We start from the raw sequence: 19,504 nt of genomic DNA, 5'->3' as shown, positions 1-19,504 counted from the left end.
CCCACGTTTTACGTGCTTTTGTGGGCACTACAGCTTTTTTATGATTTCTTCCTGAAGCTGGGATTTTAAGCTCAGTTCGGCAAACATCTGTTTAAGCTTACGGTTTTCAGCCTCCAGCTCCTTTAAGCGTTTGATATCCGAAGTTTCCATTCCGCCGTATTTTTCCCGCCATTTATAGAAAGTTGAATTACCCATGCCATATTTACGACAGAGTTCTTTAACCGGAATACCCGCTTCAGCTTCTTTTAAAATAGCGACGATTTGATGTTCAGTCATTTTTTTCATGTTTAAATCCTCTTTACTTTTATCATAGAGAATTTTCTACTTTTTTGCTGTATTATTTTAGGGGAGAGTTACAAAATTTTTCTAAAAGAGAGGATGGCTCTAAACATATACTTTGTTCAGAGGAACAAAAATCACATTTATCAGCTAATTCACCATTATCCTGAATAAACTTTTTTAAATAAATATCATTAAAGCAATTCATACAACAAAGATAAGCTCGCATATTTATAATTACCTGTTAAGATACTCACAAATTGTTTCTATATGATGTTTCATTGAAATTTTCTTGATAACACCTAAACCAGGAAAATGCCCACCTTCATGTAAGATTTTTAGTTCCTGTATTCCATTAGATTCAATGAATGAGCTTTGAGACGAATTTAATAATTGAATAACTTTATCCAAAGCTTGTCTAAATTTCCCTCCAGGATTTGTTGGTGTTTTATCATCTTCGGAAGAAAAGTGCCTAACATACATGAAGTCATATTCTTCATCAATATAAGAAAGGTGTATTGTAACTACAAAAGCGGGACCACCACTTTCTGAGTAATTATTACCAACTATTGTATAATCACCAAAACCAATTACCTTAGAATGACAACTTTCAAATGACATATGTAAATCTGAAAAAAACGATTTATGACTATAATCAGCATTTTTATTTTTTTTCTGAAATGGATCGTCCATTAGAACTATATTATTTAATTGATCAAGTACCTTAAATGGGGTATATCTGTTTATAATCACATAATTAATGTCTGATAAAAGATCAATTTTATCTAGTTCTATATCATCATAAACATAAACAGCTTTTTCTGGGAATTGTAAAAGATTAATCGAATCAATTATACTTTTATAGCTTTCAGCTGGAGAAGTGACTTTAACACATGGAGTAAAGGAGATATCTAATTCTAATGAGTCATTTTTTAAATCGTTTATTATATTTAAATCATTATCGTTAAAATCACCCATGCAAGGATTGATTATTACAATTGGGATAATCTTATATTTATTCAAAGCATCAATTGTTCTTATAAGTGGACTAAAATTATTTCTTACTGGCTCTATGATAGGCTTAAAGCTTTTATCTGAGACGAGAGGTGCTAATTCTCTAAGCGCAATTAATTCGTTCCGTTTACCTCGCATGACTGGAAAGTACATATATTTTTCCCATCTATATATTTGTCTAAAATATCTAACAAGATATTTTGCTCATTTTTTGTTATATTATAGCAAATAGCAGAAGAAATTAAAGAATCAGGTAACTGTTTAATAAAGTGAAAATCATTTGCTCGATATTTTTTCAAGGTTTTTCTGAATAATATCTTTAGCTTATCATGCGGTATTTTATAGAATTTATCCAAACAATAATCAAATATTTCTGTATTTTTCATTTTTGGAAGAGTTCCAAAAAAATCTTCAACAATATATTTATATTCTTGCATTCTAAGCGATTGCATCATTATTTTAGGTTCAATCGGAGTATTAAGCATGTTTGCTCTTATTACTTCTTTAATTGCTCCTCTTTCCGTTAACTCAAAAAGACCGATATTTTCAGGTAATAGAGCACAAATTTTATCAAGATGTTTATTGGCAGAAATAACAGATACTTTATCAAAGATTTTTGTATAAGAAGATAATTGCTCAGGCAATCTGTTTAACGTGTCAAACTCAGTTTTTATTTCATAACATGTTGATATTCCATTTAAAATAACACAATCAGCTTTATTTGCTCCAACTCTAAATTCAGCTAACATTGTAGCTTTTTCACCATGACGATTTAAAAATAATTTTTGGGCTATAACATTTTTATAAAAATACTCACCTTTATAATCTATCGATGTTTTGGAAAGAGTTAAGTCAAATAACTCCGATATTTTAAGTGGCAACTTCTGTGGTATAAGATATTCGTGAATTGTCTTATGGAGAATAGAAAAATCATTCTTAGCTAATGAAGAAATTGCATGACTTGTAAACAATTTCATAGCATCTTTACTTCTTAACATAATTTTCTCTACCATATAATAAATAAAATGAGCACTATAATGAATAATTGTGTGTTCTTTCAGGTAAGGTTACTATAAGTAAATTTAAATGTTAATTTTTTTCATTTCTAAAGAAGTAAACTTAATGTTAAGGTTTTAACAATTATTCCATCTTCCCCCCAAAACCTTCGCAATATTTTCAATCGATACGCCCTTTTCTTATAACGCATTAATCAGTATTTTCTTTTCTGCTGAGCTGTTTTGGTCTTATCCCTCTCAACCGCTAACTTTTTTTCGCAATTTGCTTTTCTTGTTTACGAATGCGTTCAACCACTTGGTAAGTCGGACATATTTTAGGCTTTGTTCGAGTTCTTCCATTAGTTTGATGCTACGAAAGCTGATATAGGTTTTAGGAGTGATAATTGCTCGATATTTAAAATATGGGCAACTTGAATTAAACGGTCGGTGATGTCTTTATCAGCCTCTGAGGGGATCAGCGATCCGGACGGGTGATTATGCACCAAAATCACGCGTGAGGCGTTTTTCATCACAGCAACACGGAACATGTTCATTGGTTCAATGTTGACCGATTTATACGACCCAAGCGCAATCAGCTCGATATACAGGATAAACCCGCTTGATTCATACCAATGATCCAAAGATGTTCCTTTTCTTGGTCGATCTTGTTTTCATGCAATAACACACCTGCATAATACTGTATACGTCGTCCGTGCTTTCAATATAGCGTTTGTCATGTTTGGTTAGTTTAATATCCATCTTATCGCCTTGTAAAATCACACAAAAAATAATATAGCATATTCTGTTTATGCTAGGCAGTCGTTAATCAAATAATTCCATCTGTTCACTTTTTAGGTTATATTTTTTGTAAAAAATATTCAGGATTCTATACCGTTTCAATCATAAATCATTATGCTCAATGATTTGTTAATGGTAATAGGCAAAAGGCTTTAAATGCGTTAAAAATTCAGATATAAAGTAAGATAAATAACCTAAAGGAATAGTTACAATACAAAACAGCATAAAACAAAAATTAGCAGAATTGGCACAGCAACATAATATTCATATACTTTATGCCTGAGAATCAGGCAATCAGGGGGGTTCCATCACCGAATAGTGATTATGATGTGCGTTTTATTTATGTGCATTGGTTTTATAAATACTTAGTGATTAACAATCCTACCTCACATTTAACTTTTCCTATTGACGATGAGCTAGATTTGCATGGTTGAGATTTTAAAAAGACTTTTTAATTAAATAGATCAACTGGTTGGCATTAAAATGGACAACCTTTTTATAGATTGCCCATATCGCTTGCTTAATCCGCCTGTTGCAACCAATATATGGTCTCATAAGGTTTTAATCTTATTTCAGAGCCTAGCCGATGGTTATCTTGATAATTGCTAAATAATCGTTGCCAATTCAAGAGTTGTAACGAATTAGGTAATGACCATGTCAGTGTTTTATCGGTCAGATTTGCTATCATCAGTAATTTTTGATTATGCCACCGCCTGATATAGCACCAATAATCAGCAATATCTGGCGTTAAATCTTGATAATCACCAAAAATAAAAATCGGGTATGTTTTGCGTAATTTAATTAAGGTTTGATAGCAATAAAATATCGAATCAGGATCATCAAGTGCCGCTTTGACATTAATTTGTGGATAATTGTTTGCCACCTCAATCCAAGGCTTACCTTTAGTAAAGCCAGCATTGGCTGAATTATCCCATTGCATTGGTGTTCGGCTATTGTCTCTGGATTTGCTAGCAAGGATTGCTAAAATTTCCGCTTTAGGTATACCATCAGCTATTTTTTCTTGATAGATGTTAAGACTTTCAACATCTTTATATTGTGAAATATCAGTAAAATGAGGATTAGTCATACCGATTTCTTCACCTTGATAAAGATAAGGTGTGCCTTGTAAACCATACAGCAGCATGGCTAACATTTTGGCAGATTGTTTGTGATATTGGTTTTCATCACCAAGGCGTGAGACGATACGAGGTTGATCATGATTACACCAAAAAATTGCATTCCAAGCCTTATCTTGCATGCCTGTTTGCCAATAGCCAAGGATTTTTTTTAGTTCAAGTAAATCAGGTTTAGCCAGCGTCCATTTATCACCGTTTGGATAATCGATTTTTAGATGATGAAAGTTAAACGTCATGGTCAATTCTTTACCATCTAAGCTAGCATATTTTTGACAGTTTTCTAATGTGGTGGATGACATTTCGCCAACCGTTTTAAGTTGGTTGGGTTGAAAAACATCACGACTGATCTCTTGTAAAAATTCATGAATTTTTGGACCATCGGTATAAAATCGACGACCATCGCCATTTTCATCATCCAGAAAATCTTGCTGTTTTGAAACTAAATTAATCACATCAAGCCTTAATGCATCAACGCCTTTATCAGCCCAAAATTGACATACTTTTTTGATTTCTTGACGAACAGTTGGATTTTCCCAATTAAGATCGGCTTGCTGTTTAGCAAATAAGTGCAAATAGTACTGTTTTGATTGTTCATGCCATTGCCATGCTTTACCGCCAAATTTTGAACGCCAATTGTTAGGCTCTGAACCATCAGCTTTAGCGTCTTTCCAAATATAAAATGAGCGATAAGGGCTTGACTTATCTAAGGCTGATTTAAACCATGGGTGCTGTATTGAAGTATGATTAAACACCATATCCATCATAATGCGAATACCACGCTTGTGCGCTTGTTTAACCAGTAGTTCAAAATCAGCCATTGAACCATAGCTCGGATCTATATCATAATAATCCGACACATCATAACCGTTATCAATTTGTGGGGATGGATAAATCGGCGTTAACCAAATAGCACTAACCCCTAAATTTTCAAGATAATCTAATCGGCTAATAATACCTAATAAATCGCCCGTTGAACCAGCGCCACTAGCTTGGAAACTTTTTGGATAGATCTGGTAAATAGTACCATTTTGCCACCAAGGGATATCGATTTTATTCATTGCTTGCTCTTTATTATTTATTATTTATTATTTATTTTTCATAAATTAACCGCTCAATAACTAGAACGGTTAATGGTTATTAGCTCGTGTTTAACGAATATCTAACGTACCTTTTTTAAGTTTAATTTTATAAACGATCGAAGTTAAAACAATCGGAACCACAATTGCCACAATCATCGCCAAAGCATAAATCGACCAATATATCGGCTTTATCGATAAAATACCCGGTAAACCGCCAACCCCAATACCATTAGATAACACACCGAATAAACCACAAATTAACCCAGCTAAAGCTGAACCAACCATGGCGCACAGCATTGGGAATTTATAGCGCAAATTAATACCATACATAGCAGGCTCGGTTACTCCAAGATAACCTGATATTGCAGCAGGAACCGACACTTCACGCTCATTATGTTTTTTACTAACTAAAATAATACCCACAACAGCCGAAGCCTGAGCAATATTAGATAAAGCAATAATTGGCCAAATCGGCGTACCGCCCATGCTTTCAGTCATTTGCAAATCAATCGCAAGGGTTGTATGGTGAATACCAGTAATAACCAATGGTGAATAAAAGAAACCAAAAACAGCAGCGCCAATAAAGGCATAATCACCCGTCATTAAATATTTAACAATAAAAGCAATACCATTACCTAACATTCTTCCAATTGGACCTAAAAGGAAATGTGCTAAAAACACAGAAACAAGAAGTGCAACAATCGGCACAATCACTAGATTCAAGTAATCAGGTACAATTTTGCGTAATCGTGTTTCGATCCAACCCAACGCTAAACCTGCAAAAATAGACGGAATGACCTGCGCTTGATAGCCGACTTTTTCGATACTAAACCAACCAAAATCCCAAACATCGGGTATTTTACTGCCAAGGTCATAAGCGTTCATCAATTGTGGTGAAACCAAAGTGATGCCTAAAACAATACCTAAAATTGGCGATCCTCCCATCTTTTTCACGGTAGACCAACAAATGGCAACTGGTAAAAAGTGGAAAATCGCCTCGCAAGGTAACCAAAGTATACTGTAAATTGGCGCTAGCCAATGATAGGTTTGTATCAGCGGCTTATCATCAATAGTTGGCATTTCACCAATAATATTACGTAACCCAAGTAATAAACCACCAGCGATTAAAGCTGGTAATAATGGCACAAAAATTTCCGCTAAGTTAGAAATAAACCTTTCAAAAAAAGACATATTCTTTTTAGCTGCTACTTTAGTTTGCTCTTTGCTTGCTTCATCTAAATTTAATTGCTGGATCAATGCTTTGTAATAACTATCAACATTGGTGCCAATGATAACTTGAAACTGTCCAGCATTATTAAAACAACCTTTCACAAAAGACAGTTCTTCTATAGCTTGGACATCAGCTAGCTTAGGATCAACTAAGGCAAACCTCAATCTTGTTAGACAATGGGTCACACTGGCAATATTTTTTTTCCCACCAATCAACTCAATTAATTGTTTGATTGATTCTATTGCTATTGTTGTACTTTTAGCCATAATCTTATTATCTCCTTAGTGAAGCCAAATTGAAACTTACACTATTTTAAATTTATCAATAGACTAGCCATTTTTGGGGTTTGATTTACTATAAATTGAATTCATTTATTAATAAATGGAAACATACCCTTGTTTGTGACTAATGTCACATATTGTAGTGAAATAAGCACAAATTAAATAAACATGACTGCTGGATTTATTTAATAAATAAGCATTGTTAACTAATAGCTAAAACGAAAATAAGATGTAATATAGAATATCAAAAAACCACTATAGCCTTATATTTAGTATCAGCTTTACAGTAGTAAACTAAATACTAATCTAAAACCATTCTTATATCAGTTAATTCTTAAACGCTTAAAAGGAGCAAAATATGAAAATTGCAGTCATTGGTGCAAGTGGTAAAACAGGGCAGCTTTTAGTAAAAGAGGCGATTTCGCGAGATCATGATGTTACTGCAATTGTGCGTAAGCCAAATCAACATCTCGCTCCAAAAGCAGCAGTGCTAATTAAAGATCTGTTTGAATTAACTTATGCTGATTTAAAACCCTATGATGTAATTATTGATGCATTTGGCACATGGGCACTTGAATCACTGCCATTGCATCAAACCAGTTTAAAACATTTAACGGATATATTAAGTGGTAAAACAAATCGTCTATTAGTAGTAGGGGGAGCAGGAAGTTTATACGTTAATCCACAACATTCAATTCGTTTGGTTGATACACCTGATTTTCCTGATGAATTTAAACCATTAGCAACCAATATGGCAAAAGGACTTGATGAGCTTAAAAAATGCAATGATGTGCAATGGACTTACTTAAGCCCTGCAGTTAAGTTTAACGCTAATGGTGAAAGGACTGGGCATTATATTATGGGGGGCGAAGAAGTGTTATTTAACAGCAAAGGAAAAAGCCAAATTAGTTATGCCGATTATGCCATTGCCATGATTGACGAAGCTGAAACAGCTAAACATGTTAAACAACGCTTTACTGTGGCTACTGAGTGATATTTTTTAAATTCAGTTGCTAAGCTTTTCAAAGCAGAAATAAGTGTTTATTTTTTTATAACAATTAATAAAATATCCCAACAAAAATATTCAACGCTTATTATTTTAGTGGTTGGATTTGGCTTGGGATATTTTTTGACTTTAAAAAACAGCATTACCAATCCAAGCTTCCAAAAATTTAGTTAAGTTGACTGACACCTTAACCAAGTTTTGGAATGGCAATACATTTTCAAACAAAAAATTAAGGGGTAAGTGTTTTTTAAATTCAACGGGAGACAAGTAGCCTAACGAAGAATGTAATCGTTTATGATTATACCAATAGGCATAAGCCGAAAAAGCGCGTTGTAACTCAGTTGTTGATTTGAAACGTTGGCCTTTTACAAATTCCATTTTAATTGTTTTAAATGTCGCTTCCGCTACCGCATTGTCATAAGGATCTCCTTTCTTGCTTAATGAATGCGTGATATTAAATGTCTTAAAACAATCCTCCAATAACCGATTATCAAACTCTTTACCTCGGTCTGAATGAAATAAATCCAATTTTGATAATAGCAGTTTAATTTGGCTTAATGCCGACATGACAAGCTCTGCTGTTTTATGTTGACCAACATGATAACCGACAATCTGCCTATCGGATAAGTTCACTAAAACACATAAATAGTTCCAACGTTGCTTAACTTGAATATACGTTAAATCCGCAACAACAATTTGCTTTTTATCACCTACGTCAAATTGTCGTTGCAGGTGATTTTCTGTGGCGGTTTCATTCACTTTCGTATTGTGAGATTGATAACGTTTAACGGTGTATTTTGATACCAGCAATAATGTCTTGATAATCCAAAATATTGACATAGTTTTGTTATGCTATAACGATGTCGGTTTGCTTTTAGGATAGCGATTTTCGCCCTATTATCAGTGCTGCTTGCTTTAGAATATCGTTTTCCATACGGAGTTGTTTAAGTTCTTTACGCAAAGCGATTAACTCTTGTTCTTGTGGACTGCGATTATCTTTTGTTTTAAATGAGCCACTTTGGCTTGCTTGCGTTATCCAACGATCCAATGCTGATGGTGTCAAATCATATTCTGCAACGATTTCACTACGTGATTTACTGTTGATAAAGACTGACCATTTGGTGTTTAAAATCATCAGTGAATGTTCATCTTTGGTTTTTAATCTTATTCATGTTTGTTCCTTTTTTAGTTGTGATAAGTTTACCTTACCCCTTAAAAAAGTTGTATGAATTAGTGTGGCCGATCCAATCGCAGTGTTTACTTGGGTTGACAGGATTTGGTATAGAGGCAACGAATAAACAAGTTGGTACACCTTTATCTCGTTTTTTGGCGTTATTGGGCTTAATGTCGCAAAAAACACGTACGGCTGAAGGGATTGTTGGATTAGTTCGAGTATTAGTGAATGATGCCCAAGTTGTTGTCAGTGAATTTTATCCAATTTGGCAATCAGTTAATCCGTCTCAGTTGGGTGGTAAAGAGCACAAACGTACCACTTTAGATGGTGGTGCTATATTAGGAGCTCGCTTTAGAGAGTGCAACCAAACAGTTCATATAGCGATTACACCACAGTACAAAAACCAGATTGCTGATTTACTACCTGGCGGGCAATTACATTGTGATTTACTCGCTTTATTGCGAGCTTATTTAGGTTATCAAGTTGATGCTAAAATGACACTCTATATTCAGCGTCAATTTTTACCTCGAAGCCAATTGATATCTAAAAATAGTCGACTAGGCCAAACATCATCGTTCACTAAAAAAACAGCAAATGGTGAATCTAATCAAGATAAAGTAGCTGTAAATTTAGGGCGCTATTCTGGAATTAGTTATGCAGCATAATATAAAAGAAGGAAATAAATATGAAAATAATTAATTTATCCATTGTTATCTTATTAACTATATGGTTAACGGGATGTGGCATGGTGCAGAGTATTTCGGAAAAAGCATCTGATTTCAGTAATTCTATTTTTACTTGGGATATAAGAACGTTACATTTAGATATTACAGCAAGATCAGAATTAAATATGGACGATGAAGGTCGATCTTCACCTGTTGTTATTCGTATTTATCAATTAAAAAAAGCCAACACATTTGACTCTGTCTCTTATCAAGATTTAGTCGATCAAGATAGTAACGTATTAAAAGAATCTCTGCTTGAAAGTAAAGAAATAGTATTAAAAACTAATACAGCTATTGCTATTGATATTCCTTTTGATAAAAAAGCTAAAGTAGTAGGAATTACTGCATTTTATAAAGAACCGAACATAAAAGATAATAGCTGGCGCTTAGTTTTAAAGCGAGGGGATTTAAATATCAATAAACCTCGTGAAATAGTAGCAAAACAATACACAATCACTTTAATGGATGAACATAAATGAGCGCCTCTCTATATGACCTGCTTTATGGTTATTTTGAATCAGGTATAGCGGTTGATGATGTGTCTGATAATGAACAGACAACTATTAGCGTAATGGATAATATTGAACGTATTTTAAATAGTCGAGCAGGTGCTATAAAACACCTACCAGGCTATGGTTTACCTGATATGTCAACAATCTTTCAAGCATTGCCTTCTTCAGCCTATATTTTAATCAGAGCAATTGAACAAACGTTGTTAACGTATGAACCGAGGCTTTCATTTATTAAGATTAATATAGATGAAAAAAATAATGACACAATGGTATTAGCTTATGAACTAATTTGTTATTTCAAAGAGGGGGAAATTGTCCAATATGGGACTTATTTTATGGCTGACGGCAAAGCACACCTTAAATATATACGCAAGGCTCCACGTTATAGTTTGTCTAGCAATCAATTATTGAGCAAATAACTCAATAAATAATATCAAAATTGCACAATCAATCCTTCTAAACTTTGGTATAAATGATATTCGTGATTGAAACTGTATAAGCGTCTTCTGGATTAAATCACCAATTCAATAAATTAAGGGCTGTGTCATCAGGTGCTCTTGTATCCGTCTTGTATTTACATTTACTGCTACCTTGCTGCGTAATCCCTATTTCTTCAACAAACCGACTTACCGTTTTTTCCGAAACGACATGAGTATCATAGACTAAGTTTGGATCATCTAAACGTGTTTTTATGAAGCTAACTATGTTTTTTTACTTGTTCTATTAGTGAAGCCTGTTTAATCTGACGTTTTCGTCTGGCATAATAACTAGAAGGGCTTATAGTTGATAAGGTCGCCTTTTAACAGCGGCAGAACGCCCGCATCCGTACCTAATTTATTTCATTCACCAAAATCAAGCCTAATTTTAGGCAAAAAGCAGTTAGAAAAATATTTATTTTATTTAAATTTTTCCCCGTTGTTTTTTGATTAAAAAATAAACTTATTATCTATCACTCGATTAACTGTATTTAATATAGCCACATCGTGCGCTTTCTTTTATAATATTGATCTATTTTTTCCTGTTTTTGGCTTAAAAAGAGTAATTTTTATGAAAATTTTGGCTGGCTGCTCTGCGTTATCTCCATTTCGTATTAGTAAAATCTTATCTACTTGCTGTGAAAAATCTATCCCTGTTATCAATATTGAAGCCCAATACTTGCATTTTGTTGATTTGGCAGGCGATTTGACGGCTGAACAACAGTTAACGTTAAATAAATTATTACAATACGGTCCCAAGAGTGCACAAATCAATGTCAACCAAACAACTAGCAAACAACTCTTTTTAGTGACGCCAAGAGCAGGAACGATTTCGCCTTGGTCGTCAAAAGCAACTGATATTGCGCATAATTGTGGTTTATCACAGATTCGCCGTATTGAGCGGGGAATTGCTTATTATGTGCAAGTGAGTTCAGAATTAACCGATTGCCAAAAAAATGATTTTGTAGCATTAATTCATGATCGCATGATGGAAGCGGTCTTTAGCCATGTTGATCAAGCCGAGCAGTTATTTCATGTTGAATCGCCTGCGCCAGTGACAACCATTGATTTATTAGGTCAGGGGCGTGCAGCATTAGATGAGGCTAATTTTAAATTAGGTTTGGCGTTAGCATCTGATGAGATTGATTATTTAGTTGAGAACTTTAAAAAACTAAATCGTAATCCTACTGATATTGAGATTTATATGTTTGCGCAAGCCAATTCTGAGCATTGTCGTCACAAGATTTTTAATGCCGATTGGGTTATTGATGGGGTAAAGCAGTCTAAATCACTGTTTAAGATGATCAAAAATACTTTTGAACACACTCCAGATTATGTTTCGTCCGCTTATAAAGATAATGCCGCAGTGATGGACGGTTCAATCGTTGGGCGCTTTTTTGCGGATAATGAGAATAAAACCTACTGCTATCATCAAGAATATGCAGATATTTTAATGAAAGTTGAAACACATAATCATCCAACAGCTATATCACCTTGGCCGGGTGCGGCAACGGGCAGTGGAGGTGAGATTCGTGATGAAGGGGCAACTGGTCGAGGTGCTAAACCTAAAGCTGGTTTAGTAGGGTTTTCAGTTTCTAATTTACGTATTCCTAATTTTGAACAACCTTGGGAGCAAAATTTTGGTAAGCCTGATCGCATTGTGAGCGCCTTTGATATTATGATGGATGGCCCTTTAGGTGGTGCGGCGTTTAATAATGAATTTGGTCGTGCGGCTTTGTTAGGGTATTTCCGTACTTATGAAGAAAAGGTTAATAGCCATAATGGCGAGGAGCTTCGAGGTTATCATAAACCGATTATGTTAGCTGGTGGTATGGGTAATATTCGCCGTGAGCATATCCAAAAAGGTGAGTTTCCAGCTGGCTCTAAACTGATTGTTTTAGGTGGTCCTGCTATGAATATTGGCTTAGGTGGTGGGGCGGCTTCGTCTATGGCGTCGGGTCAGTCTGATGCTGATTTGGATTTTGCTTCTGTTCAGCGTGATAATCCTGAAATGGAGCGCCGTTGTCAGGAAGTTATCGATCACTGTTGGCAACTTGGTGAAGATAATCCTATCTTATTTATTCATGATGTTGGTGCTGGTGGTTTGTCTAATGCGATGCCTGAACTTGTTAGCGATGGTGGGTGTGGCGGTCAGTTTGAGCTTCGTAAGATACTTAGCGATGAACCAGGTATGTCACCACTAGAAGTTTGGTGTAATGAATCGCAAGAGCGTTATGTGCTTGCGATTCATCCCGATAAATTGGCATTATTTGCTGAACTTTGTCAGCGTGAACGAGCACCTTATGCGGTTATTGGTGAGGCGACCGTCAATAAGGCGGTTACCTTGCATGATGAGCATTTTAATAATCATCCCATCGATTTGCCATTAGATGTGCTACTTGGTAAAACGCCTAAAATGCAACGTGATGTTAAAACCCACCAAGCACATGGTGATAATTTTTCAACGTCTGAAATTAATTTATATGATGCGGTCAAACGTGTTCTACATTTGCCAACCGTTGCCGAAAAGACCTTTTTAATTACCATTGGCGATCGTTCAGTGACGGGTATGGTTGCTCGTGATCAAATGATCGGTCCTTGGCAAGTGCCGGTTGCTGATTGTGCTGTGACTACTGCAAGTTTGGATAGTTATTATGGTGAGGCTATGTCAATCGGTGAGCGTGCGCCAGTTGCGTTACTTAATTTTGCCGCATCAGCAAGGCTTGCAGTTGGCGAGGCAATTACTAATATTGCCGCAACCAATATTGGTAATATCAAACGGATTAAGCTTTCAGCTAACTGGATGGCGGCGGCAGGGCATCCGGGCGAAGATGCTGGGCTTTATGAGGCCGTTAAAGCTATTGGTGAAGAGTTATGCCCAGCTTTAGGGCTTGCGATTCCTGTTGGTAAAGATTCGATGTCCATGAAAACGACATGGCAACAAGATGGTGAGCAACAAACCATGACTTCACCATTATCATTGGTGATTTCGGCATTTGCCCGTGTTGAAGATGTGCGTAAAACAGTGACACCACAATTGCGTACTGATCAGGATAATACATTATTGTTGGTTGATTTATCGAAAGGCCATCAAGCACTAGGTGCCACCGCACTAGCCCAAGTGTATCGCCATTTAGGGCAAAAAACAGCGGATGTTCATGATCCTAAAGAATTGCTTGCTTTTTATAATGCGATTCAGGCTTTAGTAAGCCAAAATGCTTTGCTTGCTTATCATGATCGTTCTGATGGTGGACTGTTTGTGGCATTGGCCGAAATGGCTTTTGCTGGACATTGTGGTGTTGATGTAGATATTGCCTCGTTAGGCCATGATGTGATTGCTTTGTTATTTAATGAAGAATTAGGCGCAGTTATTCAAGTAGCTAATAATCGTTTAGATGATGTGATGGCTTGCTTTAAGCAGTTTGGCTTATCTCATGCAGTTCATATTCTTGGTAGTGCTAAAACTGGCCAACAAATTATTGTACGTGATAACTCGGCTACGGTATACAGTGAATCACGCTTAACCTTGAGAACATGGTGGGCGCAAACGACATGGCAAATGCAACGTTTACGTGATAATCCTGAATGTGCAGATCAAGAACATCAAGCTAAACAAAATGAAGATGATCCAGGATTAAATGTGCACTTAACTTTTGATCTGCAAGCCGATATTGCTGCGTCTTATATTGCTAAAGGAACAAGACCGAAAGTCGCTATTTTACGTGAGCAAGGCGTTAATTCACACGTTGAAATGGCGGCAGCATTTGATAGAGCTGGCTTTGAAGCAATCGATGTTCATATGACAGATTTACTTTCTGGTCGAATTACACTTGGTCAATTTAGTACACTGGTTACTTGTGGTGGCTTCTCTTATGGTGATGTTTTAGGAGCAGGTGAAGGTTGGGCTAAATCTATTTTATTTAATGAAAAAGTGCGTGATGAATTTGAACAATTCTTCCATCGCAAAGATACTTTATCGTTAGGGGTTTGTAACGGTTGTCAGATGATGTCGAATCTTAAGGATCTAATTCCGGGAGCGGATTTGTGGCCTCGTTTTGTTCGTAATTTGTCAGAACGTTTTGAAGCTCGCTTTAGTTTAGTGCAAATTCAATCAAGCCCTTCGTTGCTATTTACTGATATGGCTGGTTCGTATATGCCAATTGTTGTTTCACACGGGGAAGGACGTGTTGAAGTGTGTGATGATGTTCATTTAAGCCGTTTAGAAGCATCAGGATTAATTGCCGTACGTTATATTGACCATTTTGGTAAAGTAACACAGCAATACCCTGCTAATCCAAATGGTTCGCCAAACGGTATTACTGCAGTGACATCTCAAGATGGGCGAGCAACTATTATGATGCCACATCCAGAACGGGTATTTAGAACGGTAACTAATTCATGGCATCCTGATAACTGGGGTGAAGATAGCCCTTGGATGAGAATATTCCGTAATGCTCGTAAGCAATTAGGTTAAATAAAACAAAGATCGCCGACAATGGTGTCGGCAATATGTTTATTTTTTGAGCAATTTAAGCAGTAACTGAGTGCTTTTGTCTTTCGATAAGTGGCTGCGCTAAAATGTGATTCATTTTTCGTAATAGTGTGTCTGTTTCTTCCCAGTTAATACATGCGTCAGTCACAGATACGCCATATTTAAAGTTTTCTGGTGGTTGCTCGGAAGGCTGATTTCCTTCAAATAAGTTACTTTCAATCATTACGCCAATAATCGAATTATTGCCTTTTTCTATTTGCTCGATAATGGAATTAGCAACAATAGGTTGATTTCTATAATCTTTATTTGAATTCGCATGGCTACAGTCAACCATTAAGTTAGGTAACAATCCTGCCTTTTTCATTTGTGTTTCGCACAATGTGACATTTTCAGTATCATAATTTGGTGTTTTACCGCCACGCAAAATAACATGGCCGTGCGGATTGCCTGTTGTTTGTAAAACCGTTACTTGTCCTTGTTGGTTAATTCCTACAAAACGATGGGGCATAGAGGCTGATTTCATGGCATTAATTGCAACATTTAAACTGCCATCAGTTCCATTTTTAAAACCAACAGGCATTGAAAGCCCCGAGGCCATTTCTCGATGCGTTTGTGATTCAGTAGTTCTTGCCCCGATTGCAGACCAACTAATTAAATCGCCAATGTATTGTGGTGTGTTGGGATCTAGTGCTTCAGTTGCAATAGGCAAGCCAATTTGAGTAATATCAAGCAGTAATTTACGGGCTTTTTTTAGTCCATGCTCAATATCAAATGAGCTATCCATGTGAGGATCGTTAATCATACCTTTCCAACCAACAGTGGTTCTTGGTTTTTCAAAATAAACACGCATGACAATAAATAAGTGATCCTTAACTTCGTCTGATAGTCTTTTTAATTTATGCGCATACTCAATTGCTGCAACAGGATCATGAATAGAGCAAGGACCACATACAATAAGCAAGCGGTGATCACGTCGCTCTAAAATATCCACAACAGTTTGGCGTGATAAGGCAATTTGGTTTTCTAAATCATGAGAAAGAGGGTAAAGCTGTTTGATTTCTTCAGGTGTGATTAACATATGCTCGTCTCGGATTCGAACATTATTTAAAGCATCTTTTAACATTTTATTTTCCTTGTTAAAATCATTTATATTTTTATATGTAAAATAATAATTACATAGACGATTATTATGTAAACACAAAATTACACAATAGTAAATGGAATTTTCATTATTTATCCAATCATAATTGTTTTATGAATTGTTAATTAATTATAAATTTATTTTAAAAAGTTAGTGTAATAATAACCAAAGTTAATATCGTAATAAAATATTTACATTTCAATGGCAAATTTTTAATAGCTATTTTTATGAAATGAACGCCATATTATTTTGCTGATAATAAGGCATTATTTGGGGGCGATTATGTATATTTATTGCTGTAGTTTTTGATTATTGTAAATGATCCAACTATTGGTTATAAATTATAGATTAAGTTAGTAGTATAGATTGAATTACCATGTCTTTATCAATGCCATCCATTACCTCGACATGCCCAATCTTAGTGGGTACAACCAGTCGTAATTGTCCGGATAATACTTTTTTGTCTCGTAACATATGTGGTAGATAAGATTCAATTGGCATTTTTTTCGGTCTGTTAACAGGTAGTTTAGCGCGTATCAACAAGTTTTTAATTCGATCTATATCTGCTTGTGTTAATTTGCCAAGTAATTTAGCAGTTTGAGCCGCCATTAACATTCCGACACTGACAGCTTCGCCATGTAGCCAGTTTCCATAGCCTAATTCCGCTTCTATGGCATGACCATAAGTATGACCAAGATTTAGAATTGCGCGCATGTTTTGTTCTGTTTCGTCAGCGGCAACCACTTGTGCTTTGAGTTCACAACAATGGTAAATACAGTAGCTTAATGCATTAACATCTAGGTTTAGTAAATCGTTGATGTGTTCTTCTAACCAATCAAAAAATTTAGTATCTAAAATAATGCCATATTTTATAACTTCGGCAAGTCCAGCCGAAAGCTCTCTTTGAGGTAATGTTTTTAAACAACTGAGATCAATCACTACCGATTGTGGTTGATAAAATGCGCCAATCATATTTTTACCCAGTGGGTGATTAATCGCTGTTTTCCCCCCTACCGAGGAATCAACTTGTGATAGTAGCGTTGTCGGTACTTGAATAAACTTAATTCCACGTTGATAAGCTGAAGCGGCAAATCCTGCAACGTCACCAATCACACCACCACCAAGTGCGATAAGTATACTACTGCGAGTATGAGTGTTTGCCAGTAACGTTGTTAAAATGCTATTCCATGTTTCTATGGTCTTATATTTTTCTCCATCAGGAACAACAACTGAATCGGTTTTTACACCATGCTTTTCAAGCATATCAATTAGTGTCTGTAAATAAAGTGGGGCGATGGTTTCATTGGTAGCAATGAGTACGCGTTGGCCTGCTTGGAGTTTAAAATGTTGAAATTCGCTTAGTAGATTTTCACCAATTGTGATTGGATAACTGCGTTTAGCTAGTGCCACATTTAATATTTTTTGCATATTAATTTCCAGACAAGTCATAGTGGATTTATTGTTGCATGTTAGCGATAAAAAAGTGGCAGTGCAACTTAGAATCATTTAAACTTGTCGATAATTTCGATTTGTGATATTAAATTTTATATGTCTTTATCTATTGTTTTAGCACAAAAAAATTGGCGTGTGGGCGATATTGAAGGGAACGTTCAACAGATTATTGAATTGATAAATAGCCACTCCTTTGATGATCTCATTATTTTTTCAGAACTTGCTTTGTGTGGTTATCCACCTGAAGATTTAATTTTCCGTTCTGATTTTAAAGCTCGTTGCCAAAAAGCATTATCGTTGATTCAACAAGCGAGTCAGCACTGTGCAGTTATTGTTGGACATCCACACTGGCAAGATAAAAATATTTATAATTCTCTTTCACTTTTTTGTGATGGAAAATTGTTAGCTCGCTACCATAAACAGCGATTACCTAATTATGATGTATTTGATGAAAAGCGTTATTTTACAGCTGACAATCAAACTTGCGTAGTTGATTTTAAGGGTAAAAAGATTGGTTTACTAATTTGTGAAGATCTTTGGCAATTTGAGCCAGTTGATAATATCCATAGGGCTCAGGCTGATTTTGTTGTGGCTATTAACGCTTCGCCTTATAATTGCAACAAGCAGAAAAATCGTCGTGATTTAGTTAGACAGCATGTTAAACGAACAGGCTTACCTTTCATTTATGTTAATCAAGTGGGCGGTCAAGATGAGCTGGTGTTTGACGGCGGATCATTTGTTTGTAATGAGCTTGGTGAAATTGTTTGTCAACTAAAATCATTTGAGGAGCAAGTTTCTTCTTTTGAATATGGTGTAAATCATCAGGCGATAATTGATAATAATGAAAATGATCAATTAGCTTCAGTTTATGATGCATTGGTTCTTGCGACTCGCGATTATGTTACTAAGAATGGCTTTCAAGGTGCAGTATTAGGGCTTTCTGGAGGAATTGATTCAGCTTTAACCCTTGCTATTGCAGTTGATGCGCTAGGGAAAGATAAAGTTCAGGCAGTGATGATGCCATTTCGTTATACAGCCGATATTAGTGTTGCTGACGCCAAAGAAGAAGCTGAAATATTAGGGGTTGAATTCGATATTGTTTCAATTGAACCCATGTTTGATGCGTTTATGGCATCGTTAAGTCCAATGTTTGTTGGTACGCCAAGAGATACCACTGAAGAAAATCTTCAAGCACGTTGTCGTGGTGTTGTTTTGATGGCACTATCAAATAAACGGCGCAGGCTGGTACTGACAACGGGTAATAAAAGTGAAATGTCAGTAGGATATGCAACTCTTTATGGCGATATGGCTGGTGGGTTCGATGTTCTGAAAGATGTGCCTAAAACCATGGTTTTTGCATTGTCAAAATATCGGAATACTTGTTCTTATGTTATTCCTGAAAGAGTGATTACTCGCCCTCCATCAGCTGAGTTAGCACCAGATCAGAAAGATGAAGACAGTTTACCACCTTATGATATTTTAGATGGGATTTTGAATGGTTATGTTGAACTTGATCTTTCCGTTGAACAACTTATTGCGCAAGGTTATGATGAAGCAACTGTAAGGCGTGTTATTAAATTGGTTGATATAAATGAGTATAAACGTCGCCAATCTGCGGTCGGTCCGAAAATAACAGCTCGTAACTTTGGCAAAGGTCGCCGTTATCCTATTACTTCTGCTTTTGGATTTAAAAATTGGTGATCTTGAATTAAA

Annotated in this window: 15 protein-coding genes and 1 pseudogene; 7 read left to right on the top strand and 9 right to left on the bottom strand. The window is 35.8% G+C overall.

Features of this window, described 5'->3' with window-relative positions; all coding sequences use genetic code 11:
- Positions 1-27: 27 nt before the first annotated feature.
- From A9G43_RS06615 to A9G43_RS06600, 4 genes are all read right to left on the bottom strand, one after another.
- A complete protein-coding gene (locus tag A9G43_RS06615) occupies positions 28-285 on the bottom strand; it encodes a transposase (RefSeq protein WP_034909955.1) in 258 nt (85 codons plus the stop codon).
- 231 nt (positions 286-516) lie between these two features.
- The gene (locus A9G43_RS06610) at positions 517-1,446 is read right to left on the bottom strand and encodes a sce7725 family protein (protein WP_065607670.1); all 930 of its coding nucleotides are present in this window, start codon (positions 1,444-1,446) and stop codon (positions 517-519) included.
- Complete coding sequence (locus tag A9G43_RS06605) at positions 1,407-2,291, bottom strand: sce7726 family protein (protein ID WP_065607668.1); 885 nt, start codon at positions 2,289-2,291, stop codon at positions 1,407-1,409. The genes A9G43_RS06610 and A9G43_RS06605 overlap by 40 nt, the downstream gene beginning before the upstream one ends.
- 356 nt (positions 2,292-2,647) lie before the next feature.
- On the bottom strand, positions 2,648-2,929 hold the full coding sequence (locus tag A9G43_RS06600; protein WP_065607666.1) for a JAB domain-containing protein: 282 nt from the start codon (positions 2,927-2,929) through the stop codon (positions 2,648-2,650).
- A gap of 432 nt (positions 2,930-3,361) precedes the next feature.
- Between A9G43_RS06600 and A9G43_RS11385 the strand changes: the two genes are divergently transcribed.
- Complete coding sequence (locus tag A9G43_RS11385) at positions 3,362-3,520, top strand: DNA polymerase beta superfamily protein (RefSeq protein ID WP_081298057.1); 159 nt, start codon at positions 3,362-3,364, stop codon at positions 3,518-3,520.
- A gap of 86 nt (positions 3,521-3,606) precedes the next feature.
- On the opposite strand, the gene treC is transcribed toward A9G43_RS11385, so the two are convergent.
- Positions 3,607-5,280, bottom strand: a complete 1,674-nt coding sequence (gene treC / locus A9G43_RS06595; RefSeq protein ID WP_065607664.1) for an alpha,alpha-phosphotrehalase — start codon at positions 5,278-5,280, stop codon at positions 3,607-3,609.
- 90 nt (positions 5,281-5,370) lie between these two features.
- Positions 5,371-6,798 carry a PTS trehalose transporter subunit IIBC gene (gene treB / locus A9G43_RS06590; RefSeq protein ID WP_065607662.1) on the bottom strand — a complete coding sequence of 476 codons (1,428 nt, stop codon included), beginning with the start codon at positions 6,796-6,798 and terminating at the stop codon, positions 5,371-5,373.
- Positions 6,799-7,171: 373 nt separating this feature from the next.
- Here treB and A9G43_RS06585 point away from each other — a divergent pair, with 373 nt between their 5' ends.
- Positions 7,172-7,807 carry an NAD(P)-dependent oxidoreductase gene (locus A9G43_RS06585; protein ID WP_065607660.1) on the top strand — a complete coding sequence of 212 codons (636 nt, stop codon included), beginning with the start codon at positions 7,172-7,174 and terminating at the stop codon, positions 7,805-7,807.
- Between the two features lie 258 nt (positions 7,808-8,065).
- On the opposite strand, the pseudogene A9G43_RS10895 reads toward A9G43_RS06585, so the two are convergent.
- Positions 8,066-8,937: pseudogene (locus A9G43_RS10895) on the bottom strand (IS3 family transposase); the annotation flags it as partial.
- Between the two features lie 19 nt (positions 8,938-8,956).
- Here A9G43_RS10895 and A9G43_RS06570 point away from each other — a divergent pair.
- The 4 genes from A9G43_RS06570 to purL all read left to right on the top strand — a co-directional run bounded on the left by A9G43_RS06570 (position 8,957) and on the right by purL (position 15,180).
- A complete protein-coding gene (locus tag A9G43_RS06570) occupies positions 8,957-9,658 on the top strand; it encodes a type VI secretion system baseplate subunit TssG (RefSeq protein WP_081298055.1) in 702 nt (233 codons plus the stop codon).
- 20 nt (positions 9,659-9,678) lie between these two features.
- The gene (gene tssJ, locus A9G43_RS06565) at positions 9,679-10,197 is read left to right on the top strand and encodes a type VI secretion system lipoprotein TssJ (RefSeq protein ID WP_065607655.1); all 519 of its coding nucleotides are present in this window, start codon (positions 9,679-9,681) and stop codon (positions 10,195-10,197) included.
- Entirely contained in the window at positions 10,194-10,649 is a 456-nt protein-coding gene (gene tssE, locus A9G43_RS06560; protein WP_065607653.1) for a type VI secretion system baseplate subunit TssE, read from the top strand. The genes tssJ and tssE overlap by 4 nt, the downstream gene beginning before the upstream one ends.
- A 628-nt stretch (positions 10,650-11,277) precedes the next feature.
- Positions 11,278-15,180: a phosphoribosylformylglycinamidine synthase gene (gene purL, locus A9G43_RS06555; protein ID WP_065607651.1), complete on the top strand. Its 3,903-nt coding sequence runs from the start codon at positions 11,278-11,280 to the stop codon at positions 15,178-15,180.
- Positions 15,181-15,235: 55 nt separating this feature from the next.
- On the opposite strand, the gene A9G43_RS06550 is transcribed toward purL, so the two are convergent.
- Entirely contained in the window at positions 15,236-16,321 is a 1,086-nt protein-coding gene (locus A9G43_RS06550; protein ID WP_065607649.1) for a 3-deoxy-7-phosphoheptulonate synthase, read from the bottom strand.
- A 366-nt stretch (positions 16,322-16,687) separates the two neighbouring features.
- A complete protein-coding gene (aroB, locus tag A9G43_RS06545; protein WP_065607647.1) occupies positions 16,688-17,767 on the bottom strand; it encodes a 3-dehydroquinate synthase in 1,080 nt (359 codons plus the stop codon).
- A gap of 120 nt (positions 17,768-17,887) precedes the next feature.
- Here aroB and A9G43_RS06540 point away from each other — a divergent pair, with 120 nt between their 5' ends.
- Positions 17,888-19,492 carry an NAD+ synthase gene (locus A9G43_RS06540; protein WP_065607645.1) on the top strand — a complete coding sequence of 535 codons (1,605 nt, stop codon included), beginning with the start codon at positions 17,888-17,890 and terminating at the stop codon, positions 19,490-19,492.
- Positions 19,493-19,504 lie beyond the last annotated feature (12 nt).

The sequence above is a fragment of the Gilliamella sp. Occ3-1 genome (assembly GCF_001690655.1).
Lineage (GTDB): Bacteria > Pseudomonadota > Gammaproteobacteria > Enterobacterales > Orbaceae > Gilliamella > Gilliamella apicola_P.
The sequence above is the reverse complement of the archived record's forward strand: the minus strand, read 5'-3'. Positions and strand labels throughout refer to the sequence as shown.

What these genes read in the sequence shown, in the direction of transcription:
- tssJ (WP_065607655.1), top strand. Translation starts at nt 9,679, where the DNA reads ATGAAAATAATTAATTTATCCATTGTTATCTTATTAACTATATGGTTA.
- purL (WP_065607651.1), top strand. Translation starts at nt 11,278, where the DNA reads ATGAAAATTTTGGCTGGCTGCTCTGCGTTATCTCCATTTCGTATTAGT.
- A9G43_RS06615 (WP_034909955.1), bottom strand. Translation starts at nt 285, where the DNA reads ATGAAAAAAATGACTGAACATCAAATCGTCGCTATTTTAAAAGAAGCT.
- treB (WP_065607662.1), bottom strand. Translation starts at nt 6,798, where the DNA reads ATGGCTAAAAGTACAACAATAGCAATAGAATCAATCAAACAATTAATT.
- aroB (WP_065607647.1), bottom strand. Translation starts at nt 17,767, where the DNA reads ATGCAAAAAATATTAAATGTGGCACTAGCTAAACGCAGTTATCCAATC.
- A9G43_RS06585 (WP_065607660.1), top strand. Translation starts at nt 7,172, where the DNA reads ATGAAAATTGCAGTCATTGGTGCAAGTGGTAAAACAGGGCAGCTTTTA.
- treC (WP_065607664.1), bottom strand. Translation starts at nt 5,280, where the DNA reads ATGAATAAAATCGATATCCCTTGGTGGCAAAATGGTACTATTTACCAG.
- A9G43_RS06610 (WP_065607670.1), bottom strand. Translation starts at nt 1,446, where the DNA reads ATGTACTTTCCAGTCATGCGAGGTAAACGGAACGAATTAATTGCGCTT.
- A9G43_RS06540 (WP_065607645.1), top strand. Translation starts at nt 17,888, where the DNA reads ATGTCTTTATCTATTGTTTTAGCACAAAAAAATTGGCGTGTGGGCGAT.
- A9G43_RS06605 (WP_065607668.1), bottom strand. Translation starts at nt 2,291, where the DNA reads ATGTTAAGAAGTAAAGATGCTATGAAATTGTTTACAAGTCATGCAATT.
- tssE (WP_065607653.1), top strand. Translation starts at nt 10,194, where the DNA reads ATGAGCGCCTCTCTATATGACCTGCTTTATGGTTATTTTGAATCAGGT.
- A9G43_RS11385 (WP_081298057.1), top strand. Translation starts at nt 3,362, where the DNA reads ATGCCTGAGAATCAGGCAATCAGGGGGGTTCCATCACCGAATAGTGAT.
- A9G43_RS06550 (WP_065607649.1), bottom strand. Translation starts at nt 16,321, where the DNA reads ATGTTAAAAGATGCTTTAAATAATGTTCGAATCCGAGACGAGCATATG.